This is a genomic window from Bacillus marasmi (assembly GCF_902168435.1).
GTDB classification, from domain to species: Bacteria; Bacillota; Bacilli; order Bacillales; family Cytobacillaceae; genus Bacillus_BU; species Bacillus_BU marasmi.
The window spans coordinates 49596-74058 of record NZ_LR656168.1 but is presented as its reverse complement, the minus strand read 5'-3'; the positions used below and the strand labels follow the sequence as shown (position 1 = coordinate 74058).

The window sequence follows — 24463 nt, the reverse complement described above, 5'->3', positions numbered from 1 at the left end:
TCTCCGGAGTTTTTTAATCGTTTAACTTGTAAATTAACGATTGGTATAATGAAGGGGAATGAGGAGGGGTAAAGGTGGAAAGAGTGATTGCAGTCGTCGACGATGAAGAAAAAATCCGCAATATGATTAAAGCTTTCTTAGTTAATGAAGGGTTTAAGGTAGTTGAAGCGGAAAATGGTGAAGTTGCTGTAAAACTCGTTAAAGATCAAACTGTTGATCTCGTAATATTGGATGTAATGATGCCAATCATGGATGGGCTACAAGCTTTACGCGAGATTCGCATGATTAGTAAAAATATGCCGATAATTATGCTGACTGCGAAAGCTGAAGAAATAGACAAGCTGTTAGGATTGGAAATGGGGGCAGATGATTATATTACGAAACCATTTAGCATGAGGGAATTGGCTGCAAGAATTCGAACTGTTTTACGTAGGAGTACTCCCGAAGACGAAACGAAAGAACTGGATGAACTACTTATTCGAGGAGAAATTGAAATCAATTTAAGTACCTATGAAGTAAAGGTGAATCGGCAAGAATTAAATTTAACTCCAACAGAATATAAAATTTTGGTTACTTTGGCGCAAAAACCTGGCCGCGTATACAGTCGCCTCCAATTAATGAACAGTGTGATGGGCGAAGCGTTTGTCAATTACGAGCGGTCGATTGATACACATGTCAGTAACTTAAGGAAAAAAATCGAGAATGATCCAGCTCATCCGGAATATATTCACACAGTATATGGGATTGGCTATCGCTTTGGTAAACAGACATGAAGCTTCAAACAAAACTGATTATCGCCTTTATTGCGATTGTGTTGTTAATGGGAATAGGTCAGTCCATATTTTTACAAGCAAGAATTGAAGCAACCTTTAATCGTTATTTGGAACAATATAATTTTGGATTCATGGAGCGGATGAAACAAAATCTCGAGCTATATTTTGAAGAAACCAGTTCATGGGAAAATGTACAAGAAACATATTTCGAAGGAAATTCAGGAATGGGTCAAGGTCACGGCATGATGATGCAAGGTATGCTCATGAATATGGCGATGGCAAATGCCGATTTATTGCTATTGGATTTGGATGGCACAGTAATTGCTGATACATCAGGAACAAGAATTGGCAATAGTGGCGAAGATGTTAATGGTAAATCGCAAGAAATAATCATTGATGGTGAACTTAAGGGGACTCTTATTCTTTATCAACATAAACTTCAAAATTTAGAGAAAGAGTTTATCCGTGCTGCTAATCTTGCCATTTTCTTTAGCGGGCTAGCAGCTGCAGCTCTTGCTGTATTGTTTAGTATTTTGATTGCTAAGAAAATCACGAAACCACTTCGTATATTAGTAACGGGTATTAGAAAACTTGGCAGTGGTGAAAAGGTAAATGAAGTCAGGATTGAGACAGAGGATGAATTTCGTGAATTAGGTGATGCATTCAATCAGATGTCGCATCATTTAGCACGAAACGAAGAAATCAGACAGACGCTTGTCGCAGATGTTGCACATGAATTACGAACTCCGTTGGCAATTTTACAGGGAAGGCTGGAGTCGATACAAGAGGGAGCCATTCAAGCCACAGAAGAAGTTATCCTTGAACTAACAGATGAGGTGTATCGATTAAATCGTTTGGTGAGTGACCTGCAGCAATTAAGTCTTGCTGAGGCGGGGAAGCTTCCTTTAAATAAACAACCTGTTAATCTAAAAAAACTGATTGTCCGAGTATGCACTCATTTGCAGTGGCTGGCAGATGAAAAAGGTATAACGCTACGATTTGAAAAAATTCCAGAAGATTGTATGGTGGAACTTGATGGAGATCGGATGGTGCAGGTTTTTGTTAATTTAATCGGAAATGCGCTAAGACACACTCAAGAAAATGGGGTAGTTGAAATAACCGTTGAGATAACAAAGGATATTATAATAAATGTAGCAGATACTGGACCGGGTATACCTGAGGATGCTTTACCATATATTTTTGACCGGTTTTATAAAAGAGATTCCTCTAGAAATCGAAATGAAGGTGGAACCGGCCTTGGACTTTCAATTGCTAAAGGATATGTTGAAGCCCATGGTGGAACGATCTCAGTAAATAGTAAAATGGGCAAAGGGACAATTTTTACAATTGAATTAAAGCAATAATAAATAAAACTAACACTCGGCAACCATTGCCGAGTGTTTTATTTAAATCTACTACTTGGAGGAGATAGTAGAATCTAACAAAATCAAGAAACTGTTATCGCTTGATTAGCTTTTGTTGGAGCTTGCGCAGGTTTAAACCAATATTTATTCGAAACTCGCGCATAATAGGCAATACTTTGCTGTTGGACGATAAAAGCAATTGTGACGATTAAGGCAGCTTCTGCACCAAATGAAGTTGCTGCCAAGCCAACGGCGATGGATAAATTTCGTAACACAGTACCATTAACTAGAGCAATTCCGTCTTCACGATTTAAAAGTGTTTTAGCTGTTATAGTACTAATTAAGTAATTTAGACCATAAAAAGCAATCAATACAATTAATGCAATCGCGATTAATTCTAGGTTGGCTAAAATCATTTTCGCTTTCATACTAATGCTAACAAAAACAACATAAAGCATACCCCAAATACTTAATGGTCCAAAATTTGGCTTGACCTTCTTTTGGAATTGCTCAGGCGTATATTTCTTCATTAGCATTTTGAAAGTAAAATGACCTAATAGCATTGGTAAAAACACAACAAGTGCAATCGTTCTAAAGGTCTCAAAAATGTTGACATCAACATATTTGCCGACCATTGCTAATAAGTACCAAGGTGTTAAAATTGAGCCGAGTATCAACCCGAATACGGTTAACTTAATCGCAGACGGAACGTTTCCCTTTTGGATTGATGTCCAGGATATTGTCATTCCGCTCGTTGGTAATAATGCCGATAATGCCAGGCCAGCAAGCATGATAGGATGGTCGTTTAAAACGAGTTTACCAAGAACAAGTGCAACTAAAGGAATAATAACAAAATTGATTACAAGTGAATAAGTAAGTACCTTCGTCCCTTTAAAATTAGTTAACTCTTTAAATTTAAACCCGACCATTGTGGCATAAATCATGACGATTGTCCCAAAAAGAATGGTTGGTTGCAGGAAGCTTGTGTCAGTTAAAGTTCCAACGATAAAACCAAGAATTAGCGTTAATGGAACGCTCAATAGTAAATATTTTTGAGGGAAGGTATACAGTTTTTTCATTAGGTATACTCCTTTCAGAATTGATTCACCGACAATTTATTATACCCTATAGGGTATATAAAAGTGATAATTCAACTTTACTGCCGTTCAATTATTTTGTCAAACCTTTCAGGAAACAAAAAAGGAAATGAGGGAAAACACGTAGTAAAAAAGAAAAAACACTCGGTGCAATGAAGGCCGAGTGTTGGGTTCCTCAATTGACTAGGGGAATAACAGTAAACTGTTACAAATAACGCCAATAGAGGGGTTTGGAAAAAATGCAATATATTAAAAAATACTCATTAAGTATTTCCGACAACTTAAATTTATCTCTATTTTCGACAAATTTCAATTTAATTTTTACAATTAAATGGAATATGAGGGTTTTACCCTATAAGCATTATTAGATTGTAAAAACACCGTATTAATAGTTAATTTCCTCGGCAGCGTCCCATGCCGCCACCTGTTGAGCCACCTTCAGCCTGAGCTACTTTGTTTTCAAAAGCATTTAGGTGGTTGTATGATGCATCTCTAAGTTTAATAAATACGCTTCTGACATCATAAGGAAGGTCCTGTTTTAGAAAAGCATCATACATGGCAATGTTATAGATTTCTGCTTGGACACCTATTTTATAGGCCTCTAACAATGAACCTGGTACGACAATATGGTCCGCTGCGGTATCGGCTGGGAGCTCAAATCCATATTTATCAAACAATGGTACTAACATAGCGATATGATTTTCTTCTGACATTTTTATGTTGGAAAAAGGTTTTTGGACACCGTAGACGTCCATGATAGCTACATACTCAGCTCTTGCTGTATATTCGTCCTGGATAGCATAGGTAAGCATTTCTAACAGCGTATAATCAGTTTTGGCAAGTGCTCCTGATGAACCATAATCGCTGTTTTCTTCTGCCTTAGTAATAGAACCAGCAGAAAAAATTAATAGTAAAGTAAATGAGAGTATTGCAGTGAAGATTTTTTTCATTTGACACACTCCTTTGTTTTTTTTTCAGATTCATAATAACTAATATTTGTGAGATAAGAATGAAAACTTAGTGAAGTATAGATGAAGTTAGGGAATCGTCAATAAAGTAAGTGGTGTAGGGATAAAATCCGACAAATTTCAAACTTTTTTAACATTTTAGGTTTAAAATATAAATTAGGAAGCGATATGTAAATTTGATTAAGTTAGATAGTTGATTAACTTTGAAAGCAGGTGATTTAAATGGCAAAGGAAAGAATCCTGATTGTCGATGATGAAGAGCGGATGCGCGAGATGATTAGCGAGTATATAAGTGTTGAGGATTATGAAGTTGATGAAGCTGCAAACGGTGCAGAGGCGTTAAATAAATTTATGAGAAACCAGTATTCCTTGATTATTCTTGATGTCATGATGCCAAAAATTGATGGCTGGGGTGTGTGTAAGGAAATTCGAAAAACCTCACAGGTTCCAATCATTATGTTAACAGCACGAGGCGAGGAGTATGATAAGCTGTTTGGATTTGAATTGGGTGTGGATGACTATCTTGTTAAGCCGTTTAGCCCTAGAGAATTATTAGCAAGAATTAAGGCTATCATTCGTAGAAGTTCAACAGTAGATGAGAGTCCGTCAATACCGGAAACAATTACAATAGAGGGCTTGGTAATTGAATGTGCATCGAGAAATGTGTACGTCGATGGTGAACCTGTTAATTTAACTCCAAAGGAATATGAATTACTTTGTTTATTTGCCCAAAATCCAAAGCGTGTGTTCACAAGAGAACAGCTATTGAATGCGGTTTGGGGCTATGATTATAAAAGTGAAGATAGAACAGTAGATACCCATATTAAAACATTGCGTGAAAGTTTAAAGGATTATCGGAGATTAATCGTAACCGTTTGGGGAACAGGCTACAAATTTGAAACAACTGCAAAGTAGCACTATGCTGTTGCTTCGAAGCCTTTCGAAGAGAGGAGCAGATGATGAAGAGTATTCGCTTTAAGCTTTGGGCTGGAATGGTAGTATTAGTTTGTTTTGTCCTATTCCTGTTGTGGCTTTTTCAAATTGTATTTTTGGAAACATACTATAACAGGATGTGGATTTCCTACATTAAGTCAGAGGCAGTGAAGATAAATTACGTATTGGAAAAAGGATATAATGAAGACTTTGAAGAAAAGCTAGCTACCTTTGCATTTAATAATAATATATATGCTGAGGTCATTGATAAAAACGGTGAAAGTTTATATGTGACAGGATCGTCTGTGTCGGCAGGCAAAATGCCGATTATTGACAGTGGGGAACTGGAAGGAATTGTTGACGAAATTTTATCTGGTGAAGAAGTTGAGTTACCAGTTACTCATCCTCAGTTTGGTAGTGAATTTTCCTTGATTGGAATACCAATAGAAATTTCTGGTGAGATTACTCATGCTATGCTGATTATTACACCATTAGCTCCTATGGAGGATACTGCTTCAATTTTGAAAGGTCAACTTATCTATATTACAATTACGTTGTTATTTGCTGCTTTATTAATAACTTTATTTTTATCCCGCAGCTTTAGTAATCCGATTTTAGATATGAAACGAGTTTCTGAGCAGATGGCTTCGGGTAATTTCTCGGCTCGAATTTCAACTAAAAGAAAGGATGAAATAGGCCAGCTAGCTGAAACAATTAATAATATGGGTGAACAGCTATCTAAAATTGATCAACTGAGAAAGGATTTAATCGCAAATGTTTCCCACGATTTGCGAACACCTTTAAGCTTAATTAGGGGCTATGCAGAAACATTAAGAGATGTGACAGGAAAAGACCCGCAAAAAAGAGAAAAGCAGCTAGGAATTATCATTGAAGAAACTGAGCGTTTAAGTAAAATTGTTGATGATATTCTCAATCTTTCACAGCTGCAATCAGGGAATGTGTTGTTATCCATAAGTAAGTTTAATATGTCGGAATTAATTCAAACAACGGTAAAAAGCTACAGTCTTCTAAGTGAAAAAAATGATATTAACATTATTAAGCAAGATTTATTTGATGTATTGATCGAAGCTGATGAAGTCAGGATAAGTCAGGTTTTGCATAATTTGATTAACAATGCTTGTACTCATACACCGAGAGGCGGAACAATTACGGTTAAAATGATAGATAAAAATGACTCGGTGAGGGTTGAAATAGCTGACACGGGTAGTGGAATCTCAGCTGAAGAGCTACCACATATTTGGGAACGCTATTATAAAGCAGATAAAACAAGTGAGAAGAAAACAACAGGAACTGGTATTGGACTGGCGATTGTTAAAGGTGTAATGGAGGCTCATAAGGAGCGCTTTGGTGTTAATAGTCAAAAATGCAAGGGCACGACATTTTGGTTTGAGCTTAAAAAGGTAGAATAGATGGAAAAAGGCAAAGTCGTAATTTTTTAAACGACTTTGCCTTTTTCATTTTATAAAATCTATTTACCAATTTTAAACTGTTGCATTTCCTGTAGCGCTTGTTGAAGGTCTGATTTTGTTTTTAACTCATTATCAATTTCAATTCCAAGTTCAATCATCGTATCAGCGATTTCTGCGCTAATTCCGGTAAGGATAGTAGAGCAACCGAGTAATTTAAGACCTTTTACAATCTTAAACAAGTGGTTAACAACAGCAGTATCTACAAATGGAACTCCTGAAATGTCGATAATTAATTGATTTGCCTTAAGTTCTTTCACACGAACAAGCGTTTTTTCACGGATTTTCTTCGCACGATACGTATCCACATTACCCACTATTGGTAGAATGCAAACTCTTTCCGCAATTGGAATGATCGGCACAGATAATTCATCAACGGTTTCACGGTGGCTCTTTAATAAATCTTCTTTATAGTTAACGTAGTAAGCAGTATATGAATCGATATATAAATCAATGATGTCGTTAACATTTCTTTCTAACGTGAAGAATTCCTCAGTTGAAAGAGTGTTTTGAGATTCTTGATAGAATGATTTAATAGCATTCCAAATAATTCCACGTGATGATTGGAATAGCTCCCAAGCTAAGTGCATCGGGAATTCTGTTTTTGCACTTTTGACGCCTCTCTCTTTCGCCACATCCATAATTAATTCCGTTTTCAATTCAAGGATGTTTTGAGCAACAAGCTTCATGATTGGGTTACCTGCTCGGTCATACTGTTCCATCTCACCATTTTCTTTTAATAAAGAGGTGATATAGCTTTTATTTTTTTCTAAGTATTGAACCCATTCTCTAGTGTAGAAATCTAAGTTTTTAAATAAGAAATCAGTTAAATCAGTTTTTGAATCAACCACTTGTAACATTGAATTACCTCCTATATATTGAGTGGAATATTGGCTTGTTTTTGGAAAAGAAAGATAAAAAGTTGTTCCAATCCCTTCCTCACTAGTAACGCGTATCTTTCCGTGATTGCTTTGGATCGCATTAAAAACCTGGGCAAGTCCCATTCCTTTACCGTCTTGCTTTAAAGTAAAGAAAGGTGTTCCTAGCAATCTTAGCTTGTCCTTAGGAATTCCGACGCCTGAATCAGAAATATTGATATGAACTTCATGACCGTCCTCATATTGTTCAATCATCAATGTGCCGCCTTCTGACATGGCCTCGATTGCATTTTTAATTAGATTAAACAAAGCCTTCTTAATTTGATCTCTTCGGCCAACGATTGTAGCTGTCTCATCTTGAAAGCTTTTAATAACATTAATGTCATAAAGCTGGTTTTGAAATAATAACAAAATAGATTCAATTTTTGAGCAAACATTGAAGGCTGTTTTTTCTTCCTGAACAAATTCCGGTTTTGAGACACTCATTAAATCGTTAAGGATATGGATTGCCCGATCTAATTCACTTTGCGCAATATGTGAATACTCTTCCTTATAGGTCTGTTCCATTAATTGAAGAAAACCTTTAACAGCTGTTAAGGGATTGCGAACCTCATGGGCAATACCTGCTGCCATTTCTCCAATAGAGGATAATAAATGATTGTTCCAGTTATTATGATCGTGGAGAGTAAGTAAATTATAGATGTTGAACATATAAACATGGATTTTATCCTGTGCCTGTTCATTGGTTGAGCGATGAAACAAAAAGAAGATTGGTTGATTATCGATTGTAACAATAAACTCATTTGCTCTTCCCATAAAGCATTCATGGAGCTTTGTTTTTATTTCGTTGTTCTTAATTCTGTGAAATAGGTAATTAGAATCCCCATTCTCAGAAATTAACACCCGTTTTGCTTCATCGTTAGCTCTTTGTATTGTGCCATCGGGATTGAGCTCGACTAATCCGTAAGAGATTTCGTGAGCGGTGGGTGATTTAATCAATTTGACTAACCTGCCCTTCCTTAAACCATTTAACTGCTCTGACTTTTGTGCCGAGGTTAACGGTACTAGTGATTTCAAATTCATTCATTAAACGTTTGACTCCAGATAGGCCCAACCCTAAGCCTGTTTTGGAGCGCACTTTATTATTTAAAATATGCTCAAGATTTGGAATGCCAGGACCTTGATCTACAGCAACTATTTCAATTCCATAAGAAGGAATTGGCTTGATAAAAAGCTCACCTTTGCCAGCATAAAAGACAATGTTGCGGGTTAATTCCATGATGGAAACAACCAATTTGGTTTGTTCGCTTTTGTTTAAGCCGAAATCTTCAGCAACGCGTTTACCGATTGTACTCGCCATGTAAACATCATCTTCTCGTTCAATTACAATCCTGTACAAATTCTTCTCCTATCCTTATCTCAATTAATATATATTTCCACAGAGTATTTTAGCATATTTGAAACGGGTTTTGATAATGTTTTTTAAAAATAAAGAAAATTCGTATTATCCTGACAAAAATTCCTATATAAACATTCGATTTATGTTGAAAAATGTCGATATTTTTCATCTCGAAAAGAGGTGGAACATTATGGCTAAAAATAAAAAGCAGCCACTGACGAACCAGCAACTGCCAACTTTTATTAAACACATTAATATCCACCAGCACGTTTTTTCTGAGGCTTAATATGGGTAATAATGCCGTTATATTCTGTTAAATATAGCTCTATTTCTGGTTTCTCCAGAAGGTAGTGCTCCTGTAAGAGTTGATAATAGTTTACTCGGTGCATAGGATCATAAGGCATTAAGGGATACTTCTCATTAGCTCTATAAAACATATTCACCGCTCTTTGAACGGTATCCATAATAGGTGGTATATGTTTATCTTTTTCTTCAAAAATATCATAGGTTTCTTTTGACATATAAAAGGATTTACTCGGAATTCCTTTTAAATATGGAGCAAGTTTTTGAAAATCCAAACTATAATCCTCTTTTACTAGGATGGTTCGACTTATGCCTTTTGGTAGATCTGCAGCATAATTTCTTACCGCTCGTTGTACATCATATAAAGTGGCTTCAATCACTAGCCATTCAACATTTTCTGGACTGATTTTTCGCTTGTCTAAACTTTTAATTTGCTTTTTCGAAAGAATTCCTAAGTATTTATACATCATTACATAGCCAATGAGGCAGCCTACCACTAGCCCGAACATTAAACCGATAACGGTAAAGGATGGATAATTATTTAACCGCTCGTCCAACCTTGCTCCAAGCAGGTATCCAGCAAAAATAGACAGACCTAATGCGAATGCTCCCATGATATGGACCGAGGAAGTTTTAATCAGAAAATTAATAAATTCTTGGAAGTTTTTTTCCGCACTTTTCACATCTTTTTTTAATGGATTTTTTAGGTCTGCAATAATTTCCTCAGATGCATTACAGTCTCGAAGGAATTTTTCAAGCGTGTCTTGGGCAACTTTTTGGTCATTTCTAAGGATATAAGCAGTTTTATGGAATGATCCCCTCGCATATTTGATATGAATCCATTTTGCTTCTTCCTCAAGATCAATCTTCTCAACGACTTTACCGAGTTCCTTAATGAATACATATTTCATTAGGCACCACGCACCCCTTGCACCGTCTTCTTCTTCTTAGGGTGACCATCATTGAATGCTTGTGTGCGAATCATTAAAGCCTCTTTCCTTGCTTCTTTTACAATACTAGTTGCTTCGGCACGACCTGCGGCAATAGTTTTTCGAGCTTCATGGGTTGCCTGTTCCGTTAACTCACGTTGTCTCATCATATTCGCTTCTGCTTCCAATTTATATGTTTCGGCAAGGTTCAGTTCATTTTCGATGGTGTCACGTCGCTTTTCCATCGCTTCGACCACTTTATTGAGTAGTTTGTTTTTTAAAATAAAAATGAGCACCGTAAATAATATAGCTTGATAAATCATTGTACCCAACGAGACGGGCATTCCAAAGATTTCAAAATCCCCCATTAATAACACCCCCTTAACCCGATTCGTTTAATCTTTGACCAATATAAACCATGAAAAGTGTGACAAAAATGTATGCTTGGATTGCACCGATAAATAAACAGAAAGCTTGCCAAATAATCATTGGAAACGCAGTTAATAACCCAGCGCCTATCCCGGTTAACCAGCCCGAGTCAAAGCCGTTAGTAACGGCTCCTGCAAGGATGGCAAGCATCACTTCTCCAGCATAGATGTTACCGAACAGCCGAAGTCCTAGTGTCAGTGTGGTAGCAAATTGCTCCAAAATATTGATGATAAAGAGTGCTTTAAACGGCCTAAAGAACCCTTTAATATAATGTTTGAATCCATTTAAGCGAATATCGATAAAGTGGGTGTAAACAATCATCATGATTGCTAAGGTGAGTGTTACGTGCGCATCAGCTGTAGGGGATTTCCACCAAGAAGTATGATCTTCACCAATCAAAACAGCAAATGGAATACCCATAATGTTGGCAATCATTAAATAAAGGATTAATCCAACTCCGGCTGCTAAAATAAAGAAATTGTCTTTACTGCCAATGGAGTTCATCATAATATCCTGAACAAAATTAATGATCCATTCTATGATATTTTGCATTTTTCCAGGTTTTTTGTTGGTAATATTTCTTGTGCAGGCGTATACGAAAATGAGCACGATAAGTGCTGCGACTGTACTAGTAAGAATGATTGATAGGTCGAAAGTCAATCCAAATACATGTACGAGCGGACGGGTTGAATGCATAATGTAACCTCCTTTCTGAAAAGATTTGACAGAAAGTGGTGAGGAATTATGTGGAGGAGTTTGAAAATGATCTATTTGATAATTTTATTATACATAAAAAAGTAGGGAAAAGGTACTAGGATCAGAGTAATAAATTAAAAATTCAGAATAATTATGTTGTTACTATGCTTATGAGGTTAATAATGTCTGAACCTGTTTCAGAGTTTATCAAATAACGAAACAGGCTCTTAATTATTATATTAGTAGTTATTTTGAAAGATATTTCATTTAGGTTTTATTCATTAAAAGCTTTGTATTCATGGACCCAGACACGCATTTTTGGCAGCCACGGCATCCCGGGGTGGTACGATAAAATGGATTCTTTATATTCCTCAATTGTATTAAATCCTTCTTGTTGAGCGTGTTCATCAGATAAATCTCCAAGTGTTTGTGAGTAAACACGTACAATGACGAATTTTTCCCCATTTATCTCCATTACCTCTCCTACATCAGCATAACGTCCGTTTCGGCGAGTGGCTGTTTTTTTGCCTTGGATGACTTTTTGGATATCTTCAGATTTCGTCACAAGTCGGTCAATCGTACAGGTTTTTGGTGGTAAATCTTCAAGATTTTTATGTTGAGTCATGATACATTCCCCCAGTGTAAATATTTTCTAGTTTTTACTTTTTTTCTATCAATTATTCGCATCTAGCGTGTAGTATGGGAAAATTGTAAATGATGAAAAAAAAGGCTGACAAGTTCGTGTCAGCCTTTTTTATGAAGCATTTGGTGATTTGAATGGTGTGTCAATTTTCCACTTTTTTGCTTCTTGTAATATGCTATTATACTTCGCTTGAAACTCGTCGGCAGGTAGTGGCTTACTAAAGTAATAACCTTGTATTTCATCACAGAGATGTTGTTGTAAATAATGAACTTGTTCTATTTTTTCTACGCCTTCAGCAGTTACACTTAGCTTTAGATTCTGAGCCATTGTAATAATGGTTGAAACCAATGCTTTACTATTAGAATCAATTGTCATATCCCTAATAAATGACTGATCAATTTTTACTCGGTCAATTGGTAATCTGCGCAAATAATTAAGTGAACTGTAGCCTGTTCCAAAATCATCAACACTAATTTTAACACCTAATTGCTTCATTTTATTCAATATCTCTAAGGATCGATCAATATCCATCGTCATACTTTCGGTAATTTCTAATTCAATTAGTTCTGGTTGAATTCCGGATTCGTTTATAATTTTTGCAACCGTTGCATGTAAATTTGATTGGAGTAGCTGTCGAGTCGATAGATTAATCGAAATCTTAATTGGAAGCATACCCTCCTTTTGCCAAGCAATCGACTGATTACATGCTTCACGTAATACAAATTCGCCGATTGGAACAATCAGCCCGTTTTCTTCGGCAAATGGGATGAACTCACCTGGAAAGACGATTCCTTTATGCGGACTATTCCAGCGCACCAGCGCTTCTAGACCGGATATGGTACCGTTCTTAATATTTATTTTTGGCTGATAGTAAACTACGAACTCATTTCTTTCTAACGCTTTCCGCAAATCATTCTCTAGTACAAGTTGATTTACAGATTTATCTTCCTGACTTTCGTATATTGCATAGCTTTTTTTACCATGTTCTTTAACACGGTACATGGCCCGGTCAGCATTTTTTATCAATCTTTCCGCATCGAGTCCGTCAGTTGGGTAAAAGGCAACCCCAATGCTTGCAGATACCGGAATTTCGTATTCTTTAATGTTAAAAGGAGTTTCAAACATTTTGATGATTTTTTCAACCATTTGGATTGCTTCATATCGGCTCTCTATATTCGGTAGTAGAATTGAAAATTCATCTCCGCCGAAACGCGTAACCATGTCACCCTTATCTAACGTGCTTTCTAGTTTGTTTCCAACTTGCTTAAGTAATATATCACCGTTGGCATGACCTAAAGTATCATTGATCATCTTAAAACGATCTAGATCAAGGAAAATGACAGCAAAAATAGCTTTTGGATTTTTTTTTGCCTTTTTGATGATGGAATTTAAGCTGATTTTAAATAAACGATAATTCGGTAACCCAGTCAGATAGTCATGATATGCAGAATATTGAAGCGACTCATACGCATCGATTCTATCCAAGGCAAGTGCTATTTGGCTTGTATAGGCAGATAATGTTTCGACCATTTTTTCGGTGAAAAAGTTAGTAGTTTCACATGAAATGTTAAATGTACCAATCGGTTTGTTTTTTATAATAATTGGAAGTATTAATAGAGAATGCATTCCTTCATTATACAATCTCTTACCAAAATACGATAAATTCTCATAATCAAGATTGTTATGAATATAGACTTTATGAGTTTGCATAACCCTGTGAATGGCAGTTGTATCGTCATCAAGCTCAAGAGTCATGAATTCATTATTTTGATCAAGTTCATGAAGGAATAATCGCTCCTGTTTATTTTTTATGGCTAATGAAATTCTACTCGCTTTACTTTGATGTTTTATACTTGTAAGGATGTTTTTTAGTATTGCGGTTCTTTCAATGTTATCACTTAAAACGGAACTAGAAATTTTCTGGAGCACCTCTAGCGTTGACACTTTATCAGATAAGTCCTTCGTTGCTTTATTGATTTCTTCTACTAATATCTTTTCATGATTATTAATTGTTTTGGTCATGTCGTTAAAGGCAATGGCCAATTGTTGAATTTCAAAAATCTTATCTTCCTCAACAGCCACTTGGCGATTACCAGCAATCATTTGCTTCGTAGCCAAAATGAGTCGATTAATGGGTAGTGCTAATCTTCTTGTAATTAAATAAGAAATGACTAGTGATACAATTGAAGTTGAAATGGTTAACAAAATGATGTCAATTAATAACGCATGTTTCTGAGCATGAAGTGTATCAGTTTTCAGCGCAATTTCTACCTCGCCAACATTCTCCTGAAAATACTCTAATGGTACCTTTTCTATGATAATGGCTTCTTTGTCAATTGAGGTATTTCCTTTTTGAATAACCGTATTTCCCTCGATATCTTTAATTCTTACATATGCGATATTTGGTTCAGTCAGCAAAGAATAAGCGAGTGGAGTAATCTGTGAGTAGTCCTCCTTTAACATGTATAAACCAATCGCTGAGTTTAAAGTATTAGCAGCGGTAGTTCCTTCATTCCGTAAAGCATTTTCAAGATGTGACGATTCTTGATATAGATTCATGGCACTGAACGAAATAATTCCGGTTAGTACCAGACTGTTTATGGCTAACCAAAATCGGAAGGCTAACTTATTGTGCCAGGTCATTATGGTTTACCTCCTCCAGTTGCCTTAACCATTGCTGATAATGGGCCGCTTGTTTATCACGACCATTTCTTTCGGTAATTACCTCCCATTCCTCTGCCGTTTTTTCGAGGGCTTGAGTAGCTGTCAGTTTATGAAGTAACGCAAATGAAATATTCTCATCTAAAACTTGCATATATTCCCAACCACTTGGAATCATCATATCAGCATTAGTCTGTTTTAAGCTCTCTTTAACCGCTGCTAATAAATCTTTGTTCAATTCTTCACGTGGGAATGCGCCTTTACCACCTGATGAAAAATGGCTATATCTAAATGGATCATTGATTGTTCCGAAGCTCGAGATTGCTTCTTGACTTACTTTCTTTGAGGTTATATGGGAAATAACTTCCCAAGCTTTATCTGCATGATTAGATTGCTTGGAAATCGATAAAACTCGTCCAATCCAAATCCCACCACGCGGATTGTTCGGCTTTTCTGCAGGAACTAAAGTCCATCCTACTTTATCCTGTACAGTGGATCCCCAATTCTCTTTATCATAAGAAAAACGAGCTGTATCACTCCACTGAATTGTCATGGCAATTTCGCCGTGAAGGAAGGCATTATTTAAATCAATCCAATCGTACATAGAGTTAGGCGGAGTTGCTCCGCTATCATTTAAGTCTACTAAGTCCTGCAAAGCTTGTACTGCTTCGTTGCTTGTAATTAAAGGCTTCATATTTTCATCAAAGTATTTTCCACCCATTGAAGTGTAGCGTTCTGCAAACCAAATGTATCGTTTAGCTTCACCACCAAAGATGGCTGTGCCATATAAGTCAATTTCTCCATTCTTGTCAGTATCCTTCGTGAGAAATTCAGCAATTTGATCATACTCTTTCCAAGTTTGTGGTGGAGTTAAATCCTTTCCATATTTTGATTTGTATTCATCGTTATATTTTTTGAAAATATCCTTTCGATAAAACAAAAGATGAGTATCGCCGTCGTAGACCATACCATAATCATGATTATCAAACTGCATATATAAATTGCGGTATACAGGGAGGATATCGTCAATATCCTTTGTATCTTTAATGTAATGATCTAATGGGAGAAGCATGTCTCGTGTTACATATTCAGGGATTTTCCCTGGAAATAGCATGTAAATATCGTAGGTCTTTTTACTAGCAAACAAAAAATCTTCAAGATTGTCGTTTAAGCGACTTGGGTAATGATATTCGAGTTTAACGCCAAGTTTATTTTCAATATTTTTTTCTTCTCGCTTAAATAGTGCTATGGAATCCTCTGAATCGGCAATGATGGAGATAGTGGTTAATTTTTTATTAGTATTTTTTTCTTTATTAGTAGTCTCGTCCGCTGAGCAACTTACTAGAAAGACGAATATCAGGATAACAAATATTATTTTAGTTTTCATAATACAGTCTACCCCCATTATTATTCTAGGTTTATTATATCAGTTAAACCTTGTCTAGTGCGGAAGTCACATACTTGTCAAAAAAATGACAAAATTAATAAAACTTTATTTCTATAATAATTCTTTTGCAAAACGTAAAAATTTAGTTCCTCCATTTTTAGCTTTTTTGATCATTTGTGCATATTTTTTGAACAGAATGGGAAAATTTTATCAGTATACACAAGTACTGTTAAAAGATATTTGGGGGAAATCTAAATGATTTTAAACAAAGAACAGCTAAGAGAAGAGGCGCATAAGACGGCCTTAAGTCATGATCCGTTTTTACGCCGCAAGTCTTCAGCCCATTTTTTGCAAGCAATTGAATCAGATTTTGAAAATCTACGAAGTTTTGTAAATGATTTACATGGAAATCGTTCCTCCTGTTCTCAACCAGCTGAAGAATGGCTTTTGGATAATGCCGAATTCCTGGAAGAACAGGTGTTGGTTGTAAATCAACAATTAACAAAAAAATTTGTAAACAGCCTACCCCACTTAAGTAAAAGCGGGGAATCTAGGGTTTTCTCTATTTGCACAGATTATCTTAAACATTGTGATGGCAATTTGCATAAAGACACGTTCATTTCATATTTAATGGCATATCAAGAGGTTTCGGTTTTGTCAATTGGAGAAGTATGGTCTCTCCCGTTAATAATGAGAGTTGCGTTGATCCGACGTCTATCCGAGATAATGAGTACGATTAAGGAACGGCGTGATGTATGTAAGCTTGTCGATCAATTATTGTCTGATATTGAAACATCTGAGCTAACACCGGAAAAGTTAAAACAGGTGCTCGATAACGCGGGTCAAGAAATGCCACTATCTGGACCGATGATTGTCCACTTAGTTAAGCATCTTCGGGAGCGAGCAGATTACTCTGCGACTGTTGGAGAATGGCTTATTTGTAAACTGGAAAATGGACCAGAGAGCTTGGATCATATTCTATCGTATGAATATCAACTTCAAGCATCTTACCAAGTGACAACAGGGAATTTAATTACGAGTATACGTAGACTTTCACGTTGGGATTGGGATGAAACCTTTGAAAATATTAGTATGGTTGAACAATCCCTCCGCAGAGAAAATACTGGTAATTACGCGAAACTAGATTTCTCTAGTCGAAATAATTTAAGAAAAAAAGTGGAACAGTTAGCACGCCGATTTAGATTACCTGAAAATTTAGTTGCGACTCAGGCGGTTGAGCTTGCGGAGCAATATGTGAAAGAATGCACGGAAAATGGAAACCAAATCTCAGAGCGAAATGCCTTTGTTGCATACTACTTATTGGATGCAAAAGGTATAACACTTTTACATGAAGCACTAAAAAAATGTGGGAAGCCTCGGTCAATTCCAGAATCAGGATTATTGCGCCGTGCAACTGGAACGTATTTTAATACGATTGCTGCATCAACAGTTGTATTTCTAGTAGTGTTTTCAATTTGGATGGGTTGGAATTTCCGTTTTGGTCCTCAAGATATTGTGCTGTTAATTGTTGTTTTATTAATGCCTACCTTGGAATGGGCAATTACAGCTACACATTGGGGAATTGAACGAATTAAGCATCCGATGCCATTGCTTAGATTTGATTTTTCAAAAGGTATTCCAGAGGATGCCAAGACGATGGTGGTGATTCCGGTCATATGGTCATCGTTAGAAGAGGTAGGCGAGGTAATCGACCGGCTTGAGTTGCATTACTTGGCTAATCGTGATCCCCATCTTCATTTTGCTGTGCTTGGGGATTTTAAGGATGCTCAAACAGAAACTGATATTGAAGATGAGGCTATTATTGCCGCCGCTAATAAAGGAATTAAACGATTGCGAAAGACTTATCCAGAAACCACCTTCCATCTTTTTCAGCGAAAGCGGATGTGGAATGACAATGAAGGTATTTGGATGGGCTGGGAAAGAAAACGCGGTAAGTTGGTAGAGTTTGTCGAGTTGATAAAAGGAAGTAAAGACACCAGCTTTTATTCTGTTGAGGACGGTCAATTTTTACAGCAGATTCGATATATTATTACGTTAGATTCTGATACACAGCTCCCATACGAGAGTGCACACAGAATGATAGGCACACTTCATTTACCGTATAATCGTCCGATATTAAACGAATCAAAAACGAGAGTAATTGAAGGTTATGGTGTATTTCAACCAAGAATTGGCATCAGTCATGAGTCTGCGATGCGTTCCCGCTTTGCGAATTTATGGTCTTCAGAGCCTGGTATTGATCCTTATGCTTTTGCGATATCTGATCCGTATCAGGATGGCTTAGAGCAAGGGATTTTTACCGGCAAGGGAATTTTCGATGTAGATGCTTTTTCACAAGTATTATGCGAGCGAATCCCGGAAAACCGTGTACTAAGCCATGATTTGCTAGAAGGAGGCTTTCTCAGGGCAGGTTTGCTCTCTGATATTGAATTAGTCGACAGCCATCCTGCTAAATTCAATACATATCAGAAACGTCAGCATCGTTGGGTCAGGGGGGATTGGCAGCTTCTCATCTGGCTAATGCGAAAATCATATAATCGAAGAGGGGAATTATTACCAGTTGATTTGTCTGTTTTAACTCGATGGCAAATTATTGATAATATGCGCCGCAGTCTCCTACTACCAAGCTTATTTATCATTCTTTTACTAGGTTTTACGATATTACCAGGTTCGCCATTACGCTGGCTTACCGTAGTGTTGGCTACGTTATTTCTTCCAGTAATTCGTCAGCTTTTAACAGTAAATGCGTTAATAAAAAATCCCAAAAGTATACTTAACACAATTGGTCAAGTCTTGGTTACATTGGTCACATTACCTTTTCAAATCGTTTTATTATTGGATGGAATCTTCAGAGCGTTATATCGCTTGATTTTTTCCAAAAAACGATTGCTTGAGTGGGTTTCCTCAAGTGAGGAGGACCGTAATAGTAAGCAGAGTGGTTCACCAGTGCTGTTTGGAATGCTTGGCGGATATATCCTGATTGGTCTTTTTTTCATTGCTACAATTTTGAATGAAAGCCCAATTGTTCAGGTCGTTGGGTTTATCCTTAGTGCAATATGGCTCAGTGCGCCGTTCATTATTCATTGGCTCAATCAGCCTACAAAGCAAGAACAGCTTGGTTTTTCAAAACAAGAGGAAGCGGAATTACGCGAGTTGGCGAAGCAAATTTGGTCTTTTTATGAAAGGTACGTATCTGAAGAAGATAATTGGCTACCTCCTGATAACGTCCAAATCGAGCCTCCAAATGGTGTGGCTCACCGAACTTCGCCAACTAATATTGGTCTGTATTTAACTTGTACACTAGCTGCACGAGATTTTGGTTTTATCGATACACCGGGGATGATTGTGCGTTTGGAACGGACGATGAAAACGATTGAGAGAATGGAAAAATGGAAAGGCCATCTCTATAACTGGTACGATACAGTCACTTTAAATCCACTTTCGCCAAAATATGTTTCTACGGTTGATTCGGGAAATTTAGTTGGATGCCTTATTGCGGTAAAAGAAGGATTGGCTGAATGGCTTGAGCCATATGGCGAGGTTGATAAACCAATCGATCGAAATGATGAACGCGATTCATTAAAGATTGCATTTTCTGAAGAGTTAATGCCAGTAGCCTCTGGCAAGGTTGTAGGTGGGAGGAATGATCAGGTTGAATGGAGGGAACGAGGAAGCCAGTTGCTGGAAAGAATCGAAAAGTTTATTCAGGAATCTGATTTTAAGCCGCTTTATAACCATAGCTCAAAGCTTTTCTCGTTAGGATATCATGTTGAACGTCGTGAATTGGACGAGGTTTTATATGATTTAATGGCCTCAGAAGCTAGAATTGCCAGCTATGTTGCAATTGCGTTAGGACAAGTATCCGTGTCACACTGGAATGCTTTAGGCCGTACGATGACGAAGGTTGGCAAAAATCCTGTACTACTTTCTTGGTCGGGGACAATGTTTGAATTCCTGATGCCATGGTTGATTATGAAAACTTATCAAAATACGCTTTGGGAAAATACTTATCGCTCAGTTGTCAGCCGTCAAATTGACTATGCTAGGGAGCGAGAAGTTCCATTTGGAATCTCTGAATCAGGCTACTATGCCTTTGATTTTCAAATGAACTATCAATACAGAGCTTTCGGTGTTCCTGGCTTAGGGTTTAAACGTGGACTTGAAGAGGATCTTGTAGTTGCGCCATATGCAACAATTATGGCATTGCCATTTGCTAAGGAAGAGGCATTTCGAGCTTTGAAAAAAATTGAAAAGCTTGAAGGACGTGGGGAATATGGTTTTTACGAAGCCATGGACTTTACGCCAAAGCGGATGCCTAAAAATAAGCAACATGTTGTGATTCGCAGTTTTATGGCACATCACCAAGGTATGAGCATGTTAACTCTTGCCAACGTACTTCTGCCAAGAACAATGATTGATCGCTTTCATCGTAATAAACAAGTTCGTTCAGCGGAATTGTTATTGCAGGAAAGAATACCGAAAAAACCAAAATATATTAAACATCCAGCCTTAAGTAGGGTGCATGAGCCTTATTCAAAAATTACCCAGGATCAGGCATCTGTAAGAGAGTATGCTTCCCCTCACACTAAGGTTCCGGAGGTTTGTGTGCTTTCTAACAGTACATTTACTTCCGTAGTGACAACTACTGGTAGTGGTTTTACACAGTATAAAGGCTTATCTGTTTCACGATGGCGCGAGGATCCTGTGATGGATTCGTGGGGTAACTATATTTATATTCGTGATATTTCTAAAGATAAGCTTTGGTCACCGTCCTATCAGCCATGCCAAGTTGAATCCCCAGAGCAACGTGTGCAATTTGGTCTCGATCACGCCACGTTCATGCGAGTGGATGGCGATGTGAAAACCTGCATGGAAATATGTGTATCAGCTGATTGGAACGCTGAGGTGAGACGTATCTCCTTAACGAATACAAGCACCGAGCCAAAGGTTCTCGAGGTTACTTCATTTGTCGAGCTTGGTCTCGCAAATCCCATTGCTGATATAGCACATACTGCCTTCAGTAAATTATTTATTCGTACCGCCTTCGATGCCGAATCAGGCTGTCTTGTCGCGGGACGAAGACCTCGTGAGGAGAAGGATCAAATCCTATGGTCGGCCCATTCGCTTATTGTTGAAGGCGATACACTTGGCACAATTGAGTATGAAACGGATCGATCTAGCTTTATCGGTCGTGGCTATCGATTAGCTGCGCCGAAGGGAATAAGAACCCGGCTTCGCGGTAGAGTTGGTTCAGTAGCAGACCCTGCATTTGTGATGAGACGTCGTGTCAGCATAAAGGCAGGAGAGACAGTGCAGCTTGCCGCAGTGACATCTGTTAGTGAGACAAGAGATGAAGCAATTGATATCATTCGTCGTTTCACTCCAGACAGGGCTGTTGAAAGGGCGTTTCAATTAGCGTGGAATCGCGGGCAAATTGAACTACGCAATTTACAATTGACAAACAAAACTGCTACTGATTTTCAAGTTTTGGCAGGGCGTGTTTTGTATACTCCACCGCTTAAACAGGAGCGCCAACAAAGCGTACTTGCAAACAATCGGGGACAATCTGGGTTGTGGAGCTTCGGTGTTTCGGGGGATCGCCCTATCATTTTAGTAACCATTGAGAATCGAAGTCATATGCCGTTTGTAGTGAAAATGTTAACTGGACACGAATATTTAAGGCGGCTGGGGCTGTTGTTTGACCTAGTTTTCTTAAATGAATCCGAAGAAGGCTATCAGCAGAATTTGCAGGAGGCACTTCAGCAAGCTGCCGAGCATGGAGTAGACCGTTTTGGTGCTGGAATGGCTGGAGTATACGTAGTCCCTGCGAATCGCTTAACGGATGAGGATAAGAATCTATTAAGATCGGTCGCTCGTCTTGAATTCCGTGCAGGTGGACCAAGTATATCTGCCCAAATGCGTTTACCTAAGAAAGAAATTGATCTTCCGTTGCCTGAACCGTTCATTCCTAGTGTTTCAGATCGAAAAAGCTACCAAATTTCAAGCCAGACAATGGTGGATGAGACGAAAGACTGGTTATTTTTTAATGGCTGGGGTGGTTTTTCACCTGATGGCAAGGAATATCGAATCTTGATTAAAAATGGTAATCATTTGCCGGCTCCATGGATAAATGTGCTCGCAAATAAACGGTTTGGTAGCATCATTTCTGAGTTAGGTACAGGCTACACTTGGTGGCGGAATAGCCGTGAGTGCAAGCTGACACCATGGTCAAATGATCCGGTTTTGGACACTCCTGGAGAAGCGACCTATCTAAGGGATGAACAAAGCGGGGAGATATGGTCGCTAACACCTTCTACAGCCATTAAACAGGAGCCGTATAAAATCACGCATGGTAAGGGCTTTACTCGTTTTAATCATGAGCACAATGGCATTAAACATGATATGACGGTGTATGTGCCTGTTGAGGATCCAGTTAAGATAATTAAAATAAACCTTCAAAATACTTCTGCTGAGGAAAGAAAGGTTTCCTTAACTTATTATGCGGAATGGGTCCTTGGAGTTCAGCGGTCAGCAACTGCTCCTTATGTTGTCACGGATTGGATAGATGAAGAGCAAGTGATTACAGCGCGAAATCACTATCAAGAAACTTTTAAAGATGCAATAGCTTTCCTAGGTGTATTTTCAGAAGGGGGTTCAGCAGCTGAATTAAGCTGGACTGCTGACCGTGAAGAGTTTGTCGGGAGAAATGGGACGATGGAGCATCCAGCTGCACTTGGACGATTAGGCTTGTCAGGACGCACTGGTCCTCATTATGATCCTTGTGGGGTTGTTCAAACGAAAATAGAGCTAAAACCTAATCAGCAACAAACTATCTATGTGTTATTAGGCTGTGAGGATTCTCAGGGTGAGGTTTTAAGCTTGGTTAGAAAATATAAACAGCCAACCGTTTGCGAACAAGCAATGGAAGAGGTTCATCAATTTTGGGAGCATCACTTGGGACAAATCCAAGTATCTACACCATCACAGGAGACGGATTTTCTGCTTAATGGTTGGTTGTTATACCAGTCATTGGCGTGCAGAATGTGGGCTAGAACTGCTTTCTTCCAAGCTGGTGGTGCATTTGGCTTCAGAGATCAATTACAGGATTCCTTGGCGGTACTTCACACAATGCCTGAGCGAACAAGGGAGCAAATAATTCTCCATGCCTCTCATCAATATATTGAAGGCGATGTTCAGCATTGGTGGCACGAAGAAACGGAACGTGGGATCCGAACCACCTTCTCAGATGATTTGCTTTGGATGCCTTATGCAGTGTCGCGATATATTGAACACACAGGTGATAATACGATATTGTCGGAAATGGCACCTTTTCTTGTTAGTGAACCACTTAAGGAGCATGAACATGAACGCTATGAGCCGACGGTGATATCATCTGAAACTGGATCAGTTTACGAGCATTGCTTGCGTGCGATTGATAAGGCATTGAGTAGAATTGGTGAGCACGGTCTACCACTAATTGGTGTTGGTGACTGGAACGATGGAATGAATCAAGTTGGTGTGAAGGGTCGCGGTGAAAGCGTATGGCTCGGTTGGTTTATTTGCGATGTATTAAGTAGGTTTACTGAGATATGCAAAAACCAGGGTGATGTAGACAGAGCTGAAAGCTTTATTAAATCTCGACATGAATTAATTGAAGCTTTAAATGAACATGGATGGGATGGTCATTGGTATCGAAGAGCATTTCATGATGGAGGTAATTGGCTTGGGTCCATCGGAAACGAAGAATGTCGTATTGATGCAATTGCCCAATCGTGGTCAGTCATTTCTGGAGGGGCACCGAAGGAAAGAGCTGTTCAGGCCATGAATTCATTTGACCGTGAGCTGGTTGAACGGAACCTTGGTGTTGTAAAACTGCTAACACCAGCATTTGATCGTTCAGAACCAAGCCCAGGTTATATTCAAGGCTATCCTCCTGGTTTGCGGGAAAATGGCGCTCAATATACCCATGGTGTTATTTGGAGTATTGTGGCCTGGTGCCTACTAAATGAAGGCGAAAAGGCCCATGAGATGTTTTCAATGCTAAATCCGATGACGCATACACGGACCGACCGAGAGGTGATGACCTATACAGGTGAACCTTATGCTGTTGCAGCTGACGTCTATACAGCAGCACCAAATGAAGGGCATGCAGGTTGGACCTGGTATACTGGGGCATCTGGTTGGCTCTATCAAGCAGGAGTGGAATGGATTCTTGGAATTCGTCGTCGTGGTGATAAGCTATATATTAATCCATGTATTCCGCAGGAGTGGCCAGGCTTTTCGCTTTCCTATCGATTTGGCAATACACGTTATATGATTAATGTGAAAAACGAAGGAAATAGGGAGCGTTCATTAACTGTTAATGGTGAGAAAATCAGTTTAGCAAATGATGAATCGAAGGCGTATATTGAGCTTAAAGATGATGGGAAAGCGTATAAAGTAGAGTTAATATTATAGGGTTTTCAGGGCGTCATGTTTCAATTATTGTTGGAACG

Annotated in this window: 15 protein-coding genes; 5 read left to right on the top strand and 10 right to left on the bottom strand. The window is 38.1% G+C overall.

What is annotated here, in order from left to right; all coding sequences use genetic code 11:
* Window positions 1–74: 74 nt before the first annotated feature.
* The gene (locus FXW34_RS07875; protein WP_147533430.1) at window positions 75–773 is read left to right on the top strand and encodes a response regulator transcription factor; all 699 of its coding nucleotides are present in this window, start codon (window positions 75–77) and stop codon (window positions 771–773) included.
* Window positions 770–2137 carry a sensor histidine kinase gene (locus FXW34_RS07870; RefSeq protein ID WP_147533429.1) on the top strand — a complete coding sequence of 456 codons (1368 nt, stop codon included), beginning with the start codon at window positions 770–772 and terminating at the stop codon, window positions 2135–2137. Before FXW34_RS07875 ends, FXW34_RS07870 begins: the two co-directional genes overlap by 4 nt.
* An 83-nt stretch (window positions 2138–2220) precedes the next feature.
* On the opposite strand, the gene FXW34_RS07865 is transcribed toward FXW34_RS07870, so the two are convergent.
* The gene (locus tag FXW34_RS07865) at window positions 2221–3216 is read right to left on the bottom strand and encodes an arsenic resistance protein (RefSeq protein WP_147533428.1); all 996 of its coding nucleotides are present in this window, start codon (window positions 3214–3216) and stop codon (window positions 2221–2223) included.
* A gap of 410 nt (window positions 3217–3626) precedes the next feature.
* Complete coding sequence (locus tag FXW34_RS07860) at window positions 3627–4184, bottom strand: ferritin-like domain-containing protein (protein ID WP_147533427.1); 558 nt, start codon at window positions 4182–4184, stop codon at window positions 3627–3629.
* Between the two features lie 240 nt (window positions 4185–4424).
* On the opposite strand from FXW34_RS07860, the gene FXW34_RS07855 reads away from it, so the two are divergent.
* Together FXW34_RS07855 and FXW34_RS07850 are read left to right on the top strand one after the other, a co-directional pair.
* On the top strand, window positions 4425–5117 hold the full coding sequence (locus tag FXW34_RS07855) for a response regulator transcription factor (protein WP_147533426.1): 693 nt from the start codon (window positions 4425–4427) through the stop codon (window positions 5115–5117).
* 41 nt (window positions 5118–5158) lie between these two features.
* Window positions 5159–6565 (top strand): sensor histidine kinase, encoded by a 1407-nt coding sequence (locus FXW34_RS07850; protein ID WP_147533425.1) that lies wholly within the window; start codon window positions 5159–5161, stop codon window positions 6563–6565.
* 59 nt (window positions 6566–6624) lie between these two features.
* Here the strand turns inward: FXW34_RS07850 and FXW34_RS07845 are convergent, their stop codons facing one another.
* From FXW34_RS07845 to FXW34_RS07810, 8 genes are all read right to left on the bottom strand, one after another.
* Window positions 6625–8499, bottom strand: coding sequence for an ATP-binding protein (locus FXW34_RS07845; RefSeq protein WP_147533424.1), 1875 nt, complete (start codon window positions 8497–8499; stop codon window positions 6625–6627).
* Complete coding sequence (locus tag FXW34_RS07840; RefSeq protein ID WP_147533423.1) at window positions 8492–8899, bottom strand: ATP-binding protein; 408 nt, start codon at window positions 8897–8899, stop codon at window positions 8492–8494. The genes FXW34_RS07845 and FXW34_RS07840 overlap by 8 nt, the downstream gene beginning before the upstream one ends.
* Window positions 8900–9150: 251 nt before the next feature.
* Complete coding sequence (locus FXW34_RS07835) at window positions 9151–10113, bottom strand: AtpZ/AtpI family protein (protein WP_147533422.1); 963 nt, start codon at window positions 10111–10113, stop codon at window positions 9151–9153.
* Window positions 10113–10499 carry a F0F1 ATP synthase subunit B gene (locus tag FXW34_RS07830; RefSeq protein WP_147533421.1) on the bottom strand — a complete coding sequence of 129 codons (387 nt, stop codon included), beginning with the start codon at window positions 10497–10499 and terminating at the stop codon, window positions 10113–10115. The genes FXW34_RS07835 and FXW34_RS07830 overlap by 1 nt, the downstream gene beginning before the upstream one ends.
* Before the next feature lie 13 nt (window positions 10500–10512).
* Window positions 10513–11256 carry a F0F1 ATP synthase subunit A gene (gene atpB, locus FXW34_RS07825; RefSeq protein WP_147533420.1) on the bottom strand — a complete coding sequence of 248 codons (744 nt, stop codon included), beginning with the start codon at window positions 11254–11256 and terminating at the stop codon, window positions 10513–10515.
* A gap of 274 nt (window positions 11257–11530) precedes the next feature.
* Window positions 11531–11881, bottom strand: a complete 351-nt coding sequence (locus FXW34_RS07820) for an ASCH domain-containing protein (protein ID WP_147533419.1) — start codon at window positions 11879–11881, stop codon at window positions 11531–11533.
* 129 nt (window positions 11882–12010) lie between these two features.
* Window positions 12011–14542: an EAL domain-containing protein gene (locus FXW34_RS07815; RefSeq protein ID WP_147533418.1), complete on the bottom strand. Its 2532-nt coding sequence runs from the start codon at window positions 14540–14542 to the stop codon at window positions 12011–12013.
* Window positions 14526–15947, bottom strand: a complete 1422-nt coding sequence (locus FXW34_RS07810) for an ABC transporter substrate-binding protein (protein ID WP_147533417.1) — start codon at window positions 15945–15947, stop codon at window positions 14526–14528. The genes FXW34_RS07815 and FXW34_RS07810 overlap by 17 nt, the downstream gene beginning before the upstream one ends.
* 255 nt (window positions 15948–16202) lie before the next feature.
* Here FXW34_RS07810 and FXW34_RS07805 point away from each other — a divergent pair, with 255 nt between their 5' ends.
* Window positions 16203–24425: a glycoside hydrolase family 94 protein gene (locus FXW34_RS07805; RefSeq protein WP_147533416.1), complete on the top strand. Its 8223-nt coding sequence runs from the start codon at window positions 16203–16205 to the stop codon at window positions 24423–24425.
* The last annotated feature ends 38 nt before the right edge of the window (window positions 24426–24463 follow it).

What these genes read in the sequence shown, in the direction of transcription:
- FXW34_RS07830 (WP_147533421.1), bottom strand. Translation starts at nt 10,499, where the DNA reads ATGGGGGATTTTGAAATCTTTGGAATGCCCGTCTCGTTGGGTACAATG.
- FXW34_RS07835 (WP_147533422.1), bottom strand. Translation starts at nt 10,113, where the DNA reads ATGAAATATGTATTCATTAAGGAACTCGGTAAAGTCGTTGAGAAGATT.
- FXW34_RS07870 (WP_147533429.1), top strand. Translation starts at nt 770, where the DNA reads ATGAAGCTTCAAACAAAACTGATTATCGCCTTTATTGCGATTGTGTTG.
- FXW34_RS07860 (WP_147533427.1), bottom strand. Translation starts at nt 4,184, where the DNA reads ATGAAAAAAATCTTCACTGCAATACTCTCATTTACTTTACTATTAATT.
- FXW34_RS07865 (WP_147533428.1), bottom strand. Translation starts at nt 3,216, where the DNA reads ATGAAAAAACTGTATACCTTCCCTCAAAAATATTTACTATTGAGCGTT.
- FXW34_RS07815 (WP_147533418.1), bottom strand. Translation starts at nt 14,542, where the DNA reads ATGACCTGGCACAATAAGTTAGCCTTCCGATTTTGGTTAGCCATAAAC.
- FXW34_RS07855 (WP_147533426.1), top strand. Translation starts at nt 4,425, where the DNA reads ATGGCAAAGGAAAGAATCCTGATTGTCGATGATGAAGAGCGGATGCGC.
- FXW34_RS07805 (WP_147533416.1), top strand. Translation starts at nt 16,203, where the DNA reads ATGATTTTAAACAAAGAACAGCTAAGAGAAGAGGCGCATAAGACGGCC.
- atpB (WP_147533420.1), bottom strand. Translation starts at nt 11,256, where the DNA reads ATGCATTCAACCCGTCCGCTCGTACATGTATTTGGATTGACTTTCGAC.
- FXW34_RS07850 (WP_147533425.1), top strand. Translation starts at nt 5,159, where the DNA reads ATGATGAAGAGTATTCGCTTTAAGCTTTGGGCTGGAATGGTAGTATTA.
- FXW34_RS07810 (WP_147533417.1), bottom strand. Translation starts at nt 15,947, where the DNA reads ATGAAAACTAAAATAATATTTGTTATCCTGATATTCGTCTTTCTAGTA.
- FXW34_RS07820 (WP_147533419.1), bottom strand. Translation starts at nt 11,881, where the DNA reads ATGACTCAACATAAAAATCTTGAAGATTTACCACCAAAAACCTGTACG.